General features: G+C 63.9%; 12 protein-coding genes. 2 read left to right on the top strand and 10 right to left on the bottom strand.

What is annotated here, in order from left to right; translation table 11 throughout:
• Positions 1-117: 117 nt before the first annotated feature.
• From ACFOEV_RS03870 to ACFOEV_RS03825, 10 genes are all read right to left on the bottom strand, one after another.
• Positions 118-1,071 (bottom strand): YihY/virulence factor BrkB family protein, encoded by a 954-nt coding sequence (locus tag ACFOEV_RS03870; RefSeq protein ID WP_386771793.1) that lies wholly within the window; start codon positions 1,069-1,071, stop codon positions 118-120.
• Positions 1,072-1,108: 37 nt separating this feature from the next.
• Positions 1,109-1,633, bottom strand: coding sequence for a retropepsin-like aspartic protease family protein (locus ACFOEV_RS03865; protein WP_386771791.1), 525 nt, complete (start codon positions 1,631-1,633; stop codon positions 1,109-1,111).
• 110 nt (positions 1,634-1,743) lie between these two features.
• Positions 1,744-3,069 (bottom strand): M48 family metalloprotease, encoded by a 1,326-nt coding sequence (locus ACFOEV_RS03860; protein ID WP_386771789.1) that lies wholly within the window; start codon positions 3,067-3,069, stop codon positions 1,744-1,746.
• Positions 3,070-3,089: 20 nt separating this feature from the next.
• Positions 3,090-3,677, bottom strand: coding sequence for a hypothetical protein (locus ACFOEV_RS03855; RefSeq protein WP_386771787.1), 588 nt, complete (start codon positions 3,675-3,677; stop codon positions 3,090-3,092).
• A 70-nt stretch (positions 3,678-3,747) separates the two neighbouring features.
• A complete protein-coding gene (locus tag ACFOEV_RS03850) occupies positions 3,748-5,142 on the bottom strand; it encodes an MFS transporter (protein ID WP_386771785.1) in 1,395 nt (464 codons plus the stop codon).
• 27 nt (positions 5,143-5,169) lie between these two features.
• A complete protein-coding gene (locus ACFOEV_RS03845) occupies positions 5,170-5,580 on the bottom strand; it encodes a VOC family protein (protein ID WP_386771783.1) in 411 nt (136 codons plus the stop codon).
• Positions 5,577-6,776 (bottom strand): toxic anion resistance protein, encoded by a 1,200-nt coding sequence (locus ACFOEV_RS03840; protein WP_386771780.1) that lies wholly within the window; start codon positions 6,774-6,776, stop codon positions 5,577-5,579. Before ACFOEV_RS03840 ends, ACFOEV_RS03845 begins: the two co-directional genes overlap by 4 nt.
• Positions 6,777-6,826: 50 nt before the next feature.
• The gene (locus tag ACFOEV_RS03835; protein ID WP_386771778.1) at positions 6,827-7,768 is read right to left on the bottom strand and encodes a cobyrinic acid a,c-diamide synthase; all 942 of its coding nucleotides are present in this window, start codon (positions 7,766-7,768) and stop codon (positions 6,827-6,829) included.
• A gap of 135 nt (positions 7,769-7,903) precedes the next feature.
• The gene (locus ACFOEV_RS03830; RefSeq protein ID WP_386771776.1) at positions 7,904-9,931 is read right to left on the bottom strand and encodes a CocE/NonD family hydrolase; all 2,028 of its coding nucleotides are present in this window, start codon (positions 9,929-9,931) and stop codon (positions 7,904-7,906) included.
• A gap of 48 nt (positions 9,932-9,979) precedes the next feature.
• Positions 9,980-11,284, bottom strand: a complete 1,305-nt coding sequence (locus ACFOEV_RS03825) for an ATP-grasp domain-containing protein (RefSeq protein WP_386771774.1) — start codon at positions 11,282-11,284, stop codon at positions 9,980-9,982.
• A 299-nt stretch (positions 11,285-11,583) separates the two neighbouring features.
• Here ACFOEV_RS03825 and ACFOEV_RS03820 point away from each other — a divergent pair, with 299 nt between their 5' ends.
• The gene (locus ACFOEV_RS03820; protein ID WP_386771772.1) at positions 11,584-12,984 is read left to right on the top strand and encodes a hypothetical protein; all 1,401 of its coding nucleotides are present in this window, start codon (positions 11,584-11,586) and stop codon (positions 12,982-12,984) included.
• Positions 12,985-12,994: 10 nt separating this feature from the next.
• Entirely contained in the window at positions 12,995-13,825 is an 831-nt protein-coding gene (locus ACFOEV_RS03815) for a helix-turn-helix transcriptional regulator (protein WP_386771770.1), read from the top strand.
• Positions 13,826-13,914: the final 89 nt, after the last annotated feature.

The following is a 13,914-nucleotide window of genomic DNA, read 5'->3' as shown; positions in this document are numbered from 1 at the left end:
ATCCATGATAGCAAGACGGCCCATTGTCAGACCAGCGTCTACCTCTGGAGTCCGGCAGCCAATGTCCGAGGCAATGGCAGCAGTGGCCAATACCACCTCACTGAGGGGAGACCCCGTTCAAGGGCGCTTTTCGCCGACGGCATCCACGGCATGAGCGCTGCGCCGCCCCACCGACCGCGGTGTGCCGGTCGTGGTATTCCGTCGGGCCTGACGCTCCATCGCGGTGTTGAGTTCGGCGCCCAGCAGGACCATGAAGGCGGACAACCAGAACCACAGCAACAATACCACCACGGCCCCCAGGGAACCGTAGATCTCGCTCAGATTCGAGAAGTAGCGCACATACAGCGACAGACCGAGCGAGCCAAGCAGCCACAGCAAGGTGGCGGTGACGGTCCCGACACTGATCCACTCCCAGTGTGGATGGGAGCGATAGGGGCCATAACGATAGAGCACCGCAATGGCGAACATCATCACCAGCACCAGAATCGGCCAGCGCAACAGGCCGATCACCCTCAGCGGGGTACTGTCGATCCCGAGCATGCCGATGGCCAGGGGAAACAGCGTGATGAACGGGATAGTGACCAGCGTCAGCACGATCATGCCCAGCGTCAGCAGCGAGACGGTCAGCGCCTTGTGGAGAAAGCCGCGGCGCTCCTGCTCGCCATAGACGACATTCAACCCCACGATCACGCCCCTGATGCCCTTGGAGGCGATGTACATCGCCACCAGCAAACTGGCAATGGCCGTCACACTGAGACCCGCTCGGGTGTTGGAACTGATCTCGTTGGCCTGTTCCTCGATGATGGAAGCAGCACCCGGCGGAATGAAGCGGCTCAGCTCGGCGATCTGGCGGGCCATGTCCAATGGGTCGAGGACCAACGCCCAGAGCGAGATGATCGCGGCAATGGCGGGAAACACGGCCAGGAAGGCGTAGAACGCCGCGCCGGCGGCGAGCATGGTGATGTTGTCATCGGCCATCTCCCGCCTCACGCGCCACAGGATATCCAGCCAGCCCAGGCGCGAAATCTCGCTCGGCCGCACGGCCCGGCGGCTGCGGAATATGTTTCGCATGACCTTACCACCCTGTCCGGTTACCGAACCGACGGTCTCACTGTCGCGCCGGCGGGCGCAACACCATTTGGCTGCCGCGGATCTCGATATCGAAACGGTTGAGGAAGCTCATGCCCAGCAATGCGGTCTCACCACTCATGCCGGGATTGATCGAGCCACGTACGTTCTGGACCGAAAGGCCACCCAGGCTGACCCGGTCGAGATGGGTCAGGTAACCCTCGACGCGGCCATTGGCGGTATGGAAATAGGCGGGGCGACCACGCTCCAGCCCCAGCCGCTCGGCGAGATCGGTGGACACGGCGAGATAGGTCGCCCCGGTGTCGAGCAGGAACTCCACGGGCTCGCCGTTGATCCGCCCGGTGGCCACGAAGTGGCCCGCGGCATTGCGTTGCAGGAGGACGTCTTCGCTCCCCTCCACTGCGTGCACCAGATGGGCATTGGGGTTACGGCGCTGCTCGAGGTAGCCATGGAACCACCAGGAACCGATAGACAGCATCAACAGCCAGAACAGCAACATCATGCCCAGGCCGGTTCGCCGCACCCCTTTCGCGTCGTCGTCCACCGCACCTCCTCGCTACCCGCGGTCCCCGTCACCGATATCTTGCCCCTATCGGTCGCCGCCGCCAACACCGGACAGGTTCGGGGCGAATAACAACGGCCCAAGGCGCGTGACTAGTCGCTGCGCCAGGCCTCCCACGTGCCGCCGTCATCGCTGGAGCGCTCGAGGCCCCAGGTACCATCGAGTCGCTGGCCATCGGGGCTGGCCTCGAACACACCCTGTCCCTGATCCGCGCCCAGCGTCCAGCCGTAGTGCAGACGACCATCGCGTACTTCGCCCCGCAGCTGTCCCAGGCCGAGCCCGTAGGTAAAAAAGCCCTGCACCAGATCGCCATGGCGTTCCAGAGCCAGCAGCACCGGTAACTCCCCGCTACTGTCGCGGAGCACTCCCTCGAACTCGCCCTCGAAGGGCCGCCCTGCCGCGCTCACGGAATGCTCGATAGCCAGTTCTCCGACCTTTCGCGGCTTCAGCATCGCCTCGCCGGTGGCACGGCCGGTCCGCACGATGCCCTCCTGGATATCGCGGTCGTCCATGAAGCCCGCCAAGCGGTCGATCTCCGTCGCCACGGCCGCGACCCTGGCCCGAGCCGCGGCGAAGTCCGGCTCGGCCCGGGCGAAATCGTCGTCACGTTCGGCGAGGGCCGCGGCCAGTTGACGCAGACGCTCGGCGGTCAGGGGATGGGTGGCCGCCTCCAGATACGCCCGATGGCTCGCTTCATCGGTAAAGTGCCAGCGATTGGGCTCCCAGTGGGCCATCAGGGTAAAGAAGACACTCATGCCCAAGGGCGGATAGGCGAGCCGTGCCATCACCTCCAGCGCGAAGGCGTCGGCCTCCGCCTCGTTGTGGCGCGTCTGCTCCCGCGAAACTTCGGGTCCGTAGCCGGGGTGGCGATGCAAGGCATGCCCGAGTTCGTGCAGCAACACGAAGACCAGCGAGGAGGTGTAGATCTTGCCGTACAGCGCCATGACCTCCGGTTGTTCGCGTACGTCCTCGGGAATGCCCAGCACCGCTAGCGGCGCCGGATAACGTCCGCCGGGGAACTCCTCCGCCCGGCGATGACGCAGCATGGCCAGATATTGACTGGGAGTATCGATGGCATGGTCGGTCAGCTGCAGCCAGGCCATCGCCAGAGCGAGATCGCCGAAGGCGCGCAGCGACGCCACCGACATCACCACACGCCGCTGTCCTTCGCTTGAGGTCACCAGGTAGTAGCAGAAGGGCTCGCTGGCAATCAGGGGACAGCGCAGGGGAAAGGCCAGCTCGACGTCGTCCAGCCGGCGGCGCTCCTCGGCACTCAGGGCCGGGCGGATATCCTCGGCGTAGAGCGCGCGAATATCCGCCGGGGTGATCGCCGCCCAGTGATTCAGAAGATCATCATCATACAGTCGCAACTGGGCGGCGGCCGGGAACGCCATCAGCAGCAACCATGCCCCCAGCATGAGACCCGCCCGGCACCGCATCACGGCAGCCGCCCTTGATGAAACAGCGCAGCCGGCTCGGTATAGCGCGAGTCGGGCGGTTCGCCGCGGGCGTCCTGGCCGTTGGCCCAGGCGGCAAACCCACGAAAGTCCCCCCAGCCCTCGTCCCACACCGTCTGCAGCAGGCGTACCTTGGTCTGACGCAGGTCGCGCCCCTGACGTGCGGCGGCGCTGTCCTCCGCCACGGAGGTGTCGGCCAGTTCGTTGAGGGTGAAGAACAGCGCCCGCAATCGGGTCTGTTCACCTGCAGGATCGACTTCGACCCGGGTCGGGGTCAGGCCGACGTAACCTCGTTCCACGGTCAGTTCCTGGGACGACATCGTCAGCGGCGTCACCTCCACCCGGTAGAACAGCGACATCCCCAGGGCGATGGTGCCGAACAGGGCGAAGAAGGCGCCGGGACCGACGCGGCTCAGCACCACCTCGGTGCCGCCGGGCAGTACTACCTTGCCATCGGCATCCTGCTGGGTCGGCACCGCCAGGAACAGCCGGTACCCCAGATAGATGGCCATGCCGGCGAACAGCACCACGAGGATACGCTCGACGGCGCGCAGGATAACGGGATCCATGGCAGGAGTCTCATGGCTGGCGGGATTCTTCCAGCGTAGCCCAATATCCCCTGCCCGATGGTGCTCCGGCTCAGGCCGAAGTCCCACCCTCCCGCTGTTTGCTCGCCGCCCGCGCCTCCCACTCTTCGGCCACGCGCTGACCCCGCGCCTGGTTGACGGCCAGGCAGATCAGGATGGCGATGATGAACAGCGCCGCGCATAATAGGATCGAGGCCTGCAGGCCGACCACCGACTGCAGCAGGCCCAGGCCGATGATGCCGCCGACGCCGGCCAGCTTGTTGGCCAGGCCCCAGAAACCGAAGAACTCCGCCGACTTCTCCAGTGGCGAGAACAGCCCCACCAGCGCTCGGCTGGCGGACTGGCTGGAGCCCAGGCTGAGACCGGCCAGGCAGCCCACCACCAGGAACAGATGCTGGGCCTGCCAGTCGAGGTTCAAGTGAGTGTTGAGAAACGCCGTGACCTCCGGAGTGGCCCAGATCGCGATGATCGCCGCCACCCACAACAACAGGGTGCCGATGTAGGTGATCTTGGCGCCGATGCGATCCTGGATGAAGCCGAAGCCCAAGGCTCCCGCCGCGGCGGTGATCTGCACGATGATGAACATGATGTTGCGGATATTCTCGTCCCAGCCGATCACCTGGGCGCCGTAGATGAAGGCGAAGGCGATGATGATGTAGATTCCGGCCATCGAGAACAGCAGCGACACCAGGAAAATTCCCAGATCGCGGAAACGCCTCAGCTCATGCAGGGTCGTGGCGACCCGCTCGCGGGCGATGCTGACGTAGGTGTGACCGGGCGGCAGGGGATGCGGCGTACCGCGCTCCTTGAGCCACAGGAAGGTCGGAATCGCGGTGAGCAGAAAGAAGCCTCCGGCGAAGGGTCCCACCCAGCGCACGCGCTCGAAATTCGCCGCCGTGGCCTCACCCAGCACCACTAGGGTGAAACCGGCGGCGAACAGTCCACCGACATAGCCCAGCGCCCAGCCGAAGCCGGAGATCTTGCCCAGATCCCGGGGTGGCCCCAGGTCGGGCAGGAAGGCGGCGATGAACGACTCGCCCATCGAGTAGGCATAGTTGGACAACACGATCAAGGCGAGCCCCAATACCACGTAGCCCGGCGCCACGAAATACAGCATGGCGGTGGTGGCGACGGTGGCCAGATAACTGATGAACAGGAAGCGCTTCTTGGCCGCCGAGAAGTCCATCATCGCGCCGCAGATGGGGCCGGTGACGACCACCAGCAGATAGCTTACCGCCAGCGCCAGGCTCCACAGCAGATTGGCCAGGCGATAGTTGTCGCCGCGGTCGCCGACGATCACCGTGGTGAACAATTCGCCGAACACCACGGTGATGATCAGCAGCGTATAGGCCTGGTTGGCGAAGTCGAACATCGCCCAGCCGAAGATTTCCTTCCTCGAGGCGCGTTGCCGAGGGGCGCGCTCGAGGGGAACGGAGATGGCACTCATCGATGGCGTTCCTTGCATGAATGGCGGTCATGGGGACCAGGGTGGCCCCTTCAACTCGACCGTATTGCCTTCCGGGTCGGCGAGATACAGCGATGGGCCCTCCCCTTCGGCACCATAGCGCGAGGCCACTTCGCCCACGGCGATCCCCAGCGGCTCCAGAGACTCGCGAATGGCGTCCTCGTTGAAGGGCTCGACGCGCAGGCAGAAGTGATCCAGGTTGCGCCCTTCGTGCTGCGGCGCCGCGCCGCCCTGGCGCCCCAGCTTGCCGCTGACCGGCACCAGGTCGATCAGCGCGGCCCCGGCACGCAACTGGATCAGGCCGAGCTCGTCGTTGCGACGCTCGACCGTACACCCCAAGGCATCGACATAGAAGTGCAGCATGGCGTCGAGGTTCACGACCCTCAGCACCAGATGATCGAGACCGCGCAAGGGAATCATGGCGTCTTGTCCTGTAGCTGGTTGCCATGTTCGAGTCGCTCGATGGCTTCACTGCCCTGACGCGACAGCGCCGCCAGGCGATCGATCTGTTCATCGAGCTTGGGCAGGGCTTCCTGGCGATAGCGCGCCAGATCGTCGATGGCACCCATCACTTCCCCGAAGGCTTCTTCCAGGGCCTGCATGTCGAGCATCGCCGACGATGCCCGGGTCTGGATATCCACGCCCTGATGACGCAACGCCTTGGCCGTACCGGAGATCATCTCCGACGTGGTGGCATTGAGCGACTCGACACGATCCAGCACCAGGCGCTGATTGGCCAGTGCCATCGCCACGGTGACGGCAACCGTCAGCGCCGAAACGGTGACATGGATGGCCCGGTCGACGCCACGAATCAGTTCACGATTGTTGCGGATGATCACTTCCAGCGCCAACACGCCCTGCTGGCTGACCGCCAGTTGCTGTTGCAGATCGACGATGCGCTGGCGCAGGGGAAAGAGCAGTTCCTCCTCGACGAAGGCGCGGTGGGGATCGTCGGCAGCGCGCTCGGCGACGGCCTTGCCCAGGCGGCGGTCGATCAGCCGGCCCAAATCGATCTGACGACGCAATTGGCCGAGAATCTCGCGCAGCGCCTCCTGGTCGTCGGCCAGAGTCAGGTTGTCGCGGCGCAGCATGTCGCGCCCGCTTTCCAGATCGGCGATGATGGCGTCCAGGGCATCCTGGGCATTCTCGAACTTGCGGAAATAGCGCTGCAGGCGATTGCTGACACCGGGAATGACGGCCAGAATCCGGTCGAGCCCCCCCTGCGACAGGCGATGCTGGTTGGGATCGAGTTCCTGCATGCGTCCGCGCAGATTGACCAGCGCCTGGGCCACCGGGCCACCTTCGTCACCCTGATGCGCCAGCTTGCGCAGCGGCGTCTGCAGCATGGCGCTGTGATGGGCCGCCTGACGCTGGATCTCGATGCCCATCTCGTCCACCGCCCGACGCTGGCGCTCGGCTGTGGTCTCGGCCTCGTCTCGCGCCAGCACCTCCTCGACGAAGGCATCGGCCATGGCCACCAGTTCCGGGTCGTGCTCTAGCTCCGTATCGGCCGCTTCGCGCTCGGCCGGAATCTCCTCGGCCAGGCGATCGGCGATCTCCTCCACCGGCGGCAAGGACAGACGGCCGCCACTGTCATTGTCACGCTTGTCACTCATCGGCTCGGCCTCTCTTGCGGGTGGTGTTGGCTATAGGGTGGCACAAGCGCTCAAGAGCTGCGTCCATAGCGCTCGGCCCGATCGATGAAGCGGCGCAGGTCGGCCAGTGCCTGGTCGGCGGCCACCGTGGCCTGGGGCCGTCCGGTCTCGATTCTCGCCATGGCCACGGCGGTATCGTCAAGGGCGGTGAGCGCCGATTCGTTGCGCGCAGAGAGATCGCGCAGGTGACGCTCGGTGTCCTCGACCAGCTCCAGACGGCGCTTGAGGGCGACGCGTTCGGCCACCGTCAGCCGCTGTCCCTCGCGCTCCAGACGGCGGCGTACGAAGGCGCTGTCCACCCCGGCCACGCCGCGCGCCTGCGAGGCCATGGCGGTAAAGTTGTCCACCGCCCCCAGACAGACCTCGGTGATCAGGGTGCGCGAGCGTTCGAAGGCCAATTCGCTGCTGTCGAATCTGGCCTTCAAGACCTCCAGCACATGGGCATAGCGACTATAGAGCCGGTCGACCTGGGTGGCGAGATCGGGGCGCTGGGCCTCCAACAAGCCCTGCTTGGCCTGGCACAGTGCCAGCACCACCTCGTCGGCATCCACCGGTGGTCTGGCGGGGTCGAGCTCGGCCACCCCCGCTTCGCGGGCCTCGCGTTCGCGTTCCGCCCGGCGGCGTGCGTCCTCGGCGGCACGTTGAGCCTCCAGCCGACGCTGGCGTCGTTCGGCGCGCCAACGCCGCCAACGCCGCTCCAGCGGGAGCTCCACGGCGATGGCGCAAAGCCCTCCCAACCAGCCCCACAGGCTGGGTCCGAAACCGCCCCACAGTGACGTCAGCCACAACAGGAAGGCAACGAAGGGCACCAGCAGCCAGTAACGCAGCACGACCTGCAGGCGGTTTGGCGCCTCTGTGGGTATCACCAGCGCCGGGTTGACCATGCCGACGAGAAACCACGGCAGACAGGTGAGAAACAGCCCGTAGGCAAACCCCTGAAGAAATCCAAGCATAGGCCGCGACGTCCGCCGTTCCCGAAAAGAAAGCCTGAGTGTAGAAGAACATGAATCGCGCCATAAAGACCACTGGCTCAACGGCAGGTTCTCCGAAGAGCCGTCGGCGACCAGCGATGGCAAGTCTTGCCGAATTTACACCAGATCGCGGGGAATCGTCTCATCCCAAGACTTGGCGAAGACCCGGGTCTCGCCCTCGTAGGCGTCGAGGGTGGCGCGCAGGCGGAAATGATCGGCGTCGCAGGTCATCAGCGTGCGGGTCAGGGTACGCACCTGCCAGTCGCCACGGCGGAAGCTGCGCTCCCATTCGGTCCAGCCGCTGAGGCTGTCGTAGTTGCCGTAAGCATAGCGATAGCGTTCACTGACCCGGGCCCAGATCTCCAGGTCGATCTCGTCCAGACGATAGCATCCTTCGTCATTGATCACTTCCAGAGTCGTCTGATCGCTGGCCAGGTCGCGAATCACCCGCCAGGTTTCCTGGCTCGGCTGGATCAGCGTCTTGGCCAGCGGCCGGGCCCCTTCCGGCTCAACGAAGACCGGCAGGGCCGCCTCTTCCTCGGGGCGGGGCGCCCGCACCGGCAGAATCAGCCGGCTCTTGCCGGGGCAGACCGTAAGCTTGACCGGCCGGGGTGCCGGCCAGGCCAGCGGCCAATAGCTGGTCGATATTGCCAAGCGGATGGCATGGCCGGCCGGGAACTGTTGAGCGATATGCTTCAGCAGGACACGGACTCGGTAACGTTTGCCCGGCATCAACGCTTCGGGATGTTCGTCGCTGTCGCGATGGGTCAGGTTCAACAAGCCATAGGAGATCCGAGTGGCCTTGTCGTCCGAGGCGATATCGGAGAGACGCAGGGCGACCATGGCCACCGGTTGGTCGGCCGCGAGCTCCAGCTCGACCACCGGCTGACCGCAGATCTCCAATGGGCTTTCGAGCCTGGGGGTCTGGAAGATCAACGCCCCGCCATCCTCGTCGCGCTGGTCGTGAGGCAGGTCGGGAGGCGCATTGTAGGAGCACCACTTGCCGGCGTAGAGCCCCACCGACAAGGGAGAGCGGATCTCCAGCATCGCGGCGTCGTCTTCGCCCACCTCTTCGGGCACCAGGTCATGCCCCACGGTCAAGCGGAACGACGTCGGCACGATACTCGGCGACGGCCAGGTTGGCTCGGCCACCCAGCGACCGGGACGGGTCTCGTAGCGCGCCGACGGCGGCATGGACTCCTGCATCCACACCCGCAGCATGGGCTCATCCATGATGCCGGTGTCCTCGCCCTTGAGCCAGTAATCCCACCAGCGCAGCGCTTCCTGAAGAAAGCCGATCGCCGGCCCTGGCACCCCTAGGTGGGGATACTTGTGCGCCCAGGGACCCACCAGCCCCTTGCGCGGCACCGTCAATCCCTCGAGCAGACGGAACACGGCATTGCAGTAGCCATCGGCCCAGCCACTGATGGCATACACCGGGCACTCGATACGCGAGAAGTCCTCGCACACCGAGCCGTGTTTCCAGTAGGCGTCGCGGCGCTGGTGCCGCAGCCAGGTGGCCAGCCACATGCCACTGCCATCGAGTCGCTCGTGCCACATCTCGCGCCAACGCTCGCCCACCAGCGCGGGATCCGGCGGACAGGCATTGCCGTCGAACATGGTCGAGGCCCAGGACAGGTTATCGCCCAGCAGGCAGCCCCCCATGTGATGGATATCGTCGGCATAGCGATCATCGGTGGAGCACAGCGTGATCACTGCCTTGAGCTGCGGCGGGCGCAGCGCGGCAATCTGCAAGCCGTTGAAACCGCCCCAGGAAATGCCCACCATACCGACGTCGCCGGTGCACCAGGGCTGCGCGGCCAGCCACGCCAGAACGGCCATACCATCATCGAGTTCCTCCTGCAGGTACTCGTCGGTCAACACGCCATCGGACTCGCCAGTGCCGCGAATATCGACCCGTATCCCGGCATAGCCATGACCGGCCCAGTACGGATGTGTCTGGGCATCGCGCTCGGCGGTCAGGTCACGCTTGCGATAAGGCAGGTATTCGAGGATCGCCGGTACCGGATGACGCTCGGCATCCAGCGGCCGCCAGATTCGTGCCGCCAGTCGCGTGCCGTCGGGCAGGGGGATCCAGGTTTCCTCTTCCATCACTTGGCGAGGAAAGGTTTCGATGATGCGCATGTGCCGGGTCTCCTTTTGCCCTCATGACTCCTCACCACGACTCACGCTTCAACCGAGGATGTCGCCGAATTCGAAATGCAGCCGTGACGCCAGGCTCTCGTAGTTGGCCAGCAACTCGTCTTCATTCCGGGCGCCCATCCACACATGGGCCAGGGCGAAGCTGTAGCTATCCTGCTCGGGCAATGTCGACAGTCGCTGTCCCTCATGGACCTGCAAGTCGATCATGGTGCCGGGAAACTCCCTCGTCAGGTCCTCGAGCTCCTCCGCCGTGGGCACCCGGGTCACCACCGCATCGGTGAAGAATACCCGGTAAAAGAACTTGGCCGCCATCGAGAACTTGCCTTGACGCGACGGCATGTCGGGACGCTTGCCAAGCGCCAGGTCGATGGTGACCTGCTGATGGCTGACGCCGTCGACCTTCTCGAACAGGTCGCAATGAGACTGGGAAATTCGCGTATTGATCTCCAGCAGCCAGATACGATCCTGCACCTCATCCCAATAATACTCGATGTTGAAGGCCGCATTGTCGTAGCCGATGTGGCTCATCACCGTACGGGTCAACTCGACCATCTTGTCCTGAATATAGTCGGGCAGTCCCGATGGGTAACGATAGTGGAAGAAGCTCAATACTTGAGGATAGCGCAGCGAGTCGACGATGCCGTAGCTCACCACCTCGCCCTGGTAGACATAACCTTCCACCGTGCATTGCCAGCCACCGATGATCTCCTCGGCCATGCAGAAATGGCCATCGACAGCCGCAATCTCGGGCGGCAGACGCGCATGCTCGAGCACCGCATTGAAGGGATCGGCAATCAGACCGATCTGAGTGCGAAACTGCTCGATGGCCAGATAGAAGGTCTCGAGACTGGCAATATGGAAGCCCAGTCGCGAGCCCGAGGACTTGATCGGCTTGGCGAAGAAGGGGATATACAGCCCTGCCTCGCCGATGCGGATCATGGCATCGTCATCGAAGGGATCGAAGGCGGTAAAGGTGGGAATGAAGTCGGGGATCACCTCACGCTGGACCCGCCGGCTCCAGTACTTGTGTTCGCATTTCAACAGGCTTTCCAACGACGTGGTGCGAGTCCCGAAGCGCTCGCACAGGATCGGCAGCATGGTCGATACCGGAAAATCCATATACCCAACGATGGCATCGATGGACCCATCGAACGCCTCCAGCTGTTTCGTCGCCCTGTCGATCATGTCGGCAATGGGAAAGACTTCGGTATCATAGACCTCTTCGGGTTCGATCACGCCATGGAAATGATATCGCTCGGCTCCGCGCAGTTGCTGCAGACGCTGGCGATTGAAGTCGTTGAGCCCTACCACGAAGATATTCTTGTCGTCGTTCATGGTTGTCACCCTTGGGCTGACAACGGGGGTCTCCACTCACTATCCGTGTCTACGACAATATGGCGATCCCCATTGTCAGCCGCGCAGACAGACCGAAACATTTCGGTCGCACCATCAGCATAGTTCAGGCGATCTCGCCCCAACCCGGTCCACGGCGAAACGCTTTCCCCTTCCGTTGGTTGAACGAAAGAGCCGAATACGATACAAGCTCCTATCATGGCTTGCGTTTTTCAGCCTGATCAGGAACTTAGCTTACCCTCTCTCATCGCACCCCGAGCAAGTGAACAAGGACGCTCTCAATGCCCACGACCTCCACCCCTCGTGTACTCTTTCCGCTGGCCACCCTGTCGGTCGGCCTGGTGATCGGCTGGTTCGCTGCCGACCGACTGGGCAATGCCGCCCCGACCGACACCTCGTCCGTCGAATCCGAGCCTTTGACGCTGGAAGACACCTATCGCGGCGAGATCACCTCGGCGAGCGGCCTCAACGCCAACGATGGCAGTCGCTTCGAACGCCTTACGCTGGCGCTGGAGGCGGATACCCTGGTCGAGCTGGAGCTTGGCGGCGTCCTCAACGGTACCCTGGCCCTCTACGATGACGAGGGTAGCTTTCTGACCGCCTCGCCGGATGACGGCATGTCGGCTCGCCTGCACCAGCGTATCGCTCACGACGGCAACTATATCCTCGCCGTCAGTGGGCGCGACCGGCACAGTTACGGCCCCTTCCGCATCACCGGCCGCCCCCTGGAAACCCGGGATTCCGGTCCTCTGACACTGGACGACCCCGTCCATGGCTGGCTACAGGACGACGCCAATGCCTACGATATCGAGATCCAGCAGGCCGGGCTCTATCGCATCGAAATGCGCTCCGACGACCTCGACGCCTACCTTGCCCTCTCCGGCCCCGGGGGAATGACCCTGGAAGACGACGACAGCGGCGGCGACCTCGATGCCCAGCTTTCCGGCTATCTCGAAGCGGGCCATTACCAACTCGAGGCACGCACCGTCCAGAGCCAGGGCCGCGGGCTCTACACCCTGGCGCTGACCACTCGCGACTTGCCTGGCGGTATCGAGCTGCAGCATGGCGGTGACCTGTTGTTCGACCAGCCACTGCATGGCTGGTACAGCGGTGAAAGTCTCGAGTACCGCCTGGACATCGCCGAACCGACATTGGTCAACATCGATATGTTGTCGGACGATCTCGATGCCTATCTCGAAGTGAGTGGCAACAACATCACGCTCGATAACGACGACGGCGGTGACGGCTATAACGCACGCATTCACAGCCTGCTCTCACCAGGCACCTATACCGTCAAGGCCAAGGGGTATGGCGGCTCGGACACCGGCCTGTTCACCTTGCAGGCGGCCGCTTCCGACCTCGCCGACACCGACAATGGCGTCATCGAAATCGGTTCCACGGTCGCCGGGCAGTTGAACGGCGGCAGCCACGATTATTACCGCTTCCGCGTGGAGCAAGCCGGCCAGTACACCATCGAGATGACGTCCAGTACCGTGGATGCCTATCTGGTACTGCAAGGCAATGGGTTGTTCGTCGAAGACGACGATGGTGGTGGCGACTATGATGCCCGTATCCAGACCTATCTGGAGCCCGGCGACTACCACGTGATCGCCCGCTCCTTCGACACCTCGGAGGGTGGCCCCTATCGCCTGGGCATCCGCCCGGCGGGAGCGATGCTATGACCCGAAGCCCATGCTGACCACCGACCTGCTCGCCAATCCTGCCAGCCGCGACTGGCACCAGCGCCTGGCCCGGCTGGTCCGCGGCGCCGGCTCGATCGACTTTCCCAAGGCCCTCGAGCAGACCCTGCGCGAGCTAGTGACCTATGACTCCATCCTGATCAACACCTACAAGGGGCGCCATCGCCCCTTGCTGATTCACGACGACTATCCACCACATCGCCGCAAGCAGGGTATCGAGCGCTACTTGAGCGAGGCCTATCTGCTCGACCCGTTCTTCAGTGCCGTACGCGATGGTCTCGACCATGGTACCCATCGCTTGCGCGAACTGGCCCCGGACCGCTTCGAAGCCAGCGACTACTATCACCATTACTACCGTGCCCTGGGCCTGAGCGATGAAGTCGGAATCTTTGCCCGCGTGGCAGCGGACGTCGTGATGGTGGTATCGCTGGGGTTTCGCCATGAAGCCGCGCCCCTGACCCGGCGCGGGCTGCAAGCATTGCGCCACATTTCACCGATCGTGGAAGTGCTGCTCGCGGAATACTGGAGATGGCAGGGGGGACAGTTTCAGGAACATCTGGAATCCCGGGCACCGGTGGAAGCGGCCTTCGAAAGCTTCGGTCGCGAGCGCCTGACCGCTCGCGAGCAGGAAATCGTGCGTCTGCTGCTGGCCGGGCACTCCACCAAGTCGGCGGCCCGCGAGCTCGGCATCAGTGATGGCACCGTCAAGGTCCACCGCAAGCACATCTACCAGCGCCTGGATGTCTCCAGCCAGTCGCAGTTATTCCGCTCCTTCCTCGATCATGTGGCACTGGTATCTCGGCAGCATCAACAGCAGCACTGAGCAGGCCCTGCTCCCGGCCGGGCTCGGCTTACCAGAGACGATTCATCATGTCAGTGATGGCCTGCGGCAACTCACGGGATTGGGTCGAT

This window comes from Litchfieldella rifensis (genome assembly GCF_042646605.1).
In the GTDB taxonomy this organism is placed as follows: domain Bacteria; phylum Pseudomonadota; class Gammaproteobacteria; order Pseudomonadales; family Halomonadaceae; genus Litchfieldella; species Litchfieldella rifensis.
The sequence above is the reverse complement of the archived record's forward strand: the minus strand, read 5'-3'. Positions and strand labels throughout refer to the sequence as shown.

What these genes read in the sequence shown, in the direction of transcription:
- ACFOEV_RS03860 (WP_386771789.1), bottom strand. Translation starts at nt 3,069, where the DNA reads ATGCTGGGGGCATGGTTGCTGCTGATGGCGTTCCCGGCCGCCGCCCAG.
- ACFOEV_RS03845 (WP_386771783.1), bottom strand. Translation starts at nt 5,580, where the DNA reads ATGATTCCCTTGCGCGGTCTCGATCATCTGGTGCTGAGGGTCGTGAAC.
- ACFOEV_RS03835 (WP_386771778.1), bottom strand. Translation starts at nt 7,768, where the DNA reads ATGCTTGGATTTCTTCAGGGGTTTGCCTACGGGCTGTTTCTCACCTGT.
- ACFOEV_RS03850 (WP_386771785.1), bottom strand. Translation starts at nt 5,142, where the DNA reads ATGAGTGCCATCTCCGTTCCCCTCGAGCGCGCCCCTCGGCAACGCGCC.
- ACFOEV_RS03840 (WP_386771780.1), bottom strand. Translation starts at nt 6,776, where the DNA reads ATGAGTGACAAGCGTGACAATGACAGTGGCGGCCGTCTGTCCTTGCCG.
- ACFOEV_RS03870 (WP_386771793.1), bottom strand. Translation starts at nt 1,071, where the DNA reads ATGCGAAACATATTCCGCAGCCGCCGGGCCGTGCGGCCGAGCGAGATT.
- ACFOEV_RS03855 (WP_386771787.1), bottom strand. Translation starts at nt 3,677, where the DNA reads ATGGATCCCGTTATCCTGCGCGCCGTCGAGCGTATCCTCGTGGTGCTG.
- ACFOEV_RS03820 (WP_386771772.1), top strand. Translation starts at nt 11,584, where the DNA reads ATGCCCACGACCTCCACCCCTCGTGTACTCTTTCCGCTGGCCACCCTG.
- ACFOEV_RS03825 (WP_386771774.1), bottom strand. Translation starts at nt 11,284, where the DNA reads ATGAACGACGACAAGAATATCTTCGTGGTAGGGCTCAACGACTTCAAT.
- ACFOEV_RS03815 (WP_386771770.1), top strand. Translation starts at nt 12,995, where the DNA reads ATGCTGACCACCGACCTGCTCGCCAATCCTGCCAGCCGCGACTGGCAC.
- ACFOEV_RS03830 (WP_386771776.1), bottom strand. Translation starts at nt 9,931, where the DNA reads ATGCGCATCATCGAAACCTTTCCTCGCCAAGTGATGGAAGAGGAAACC.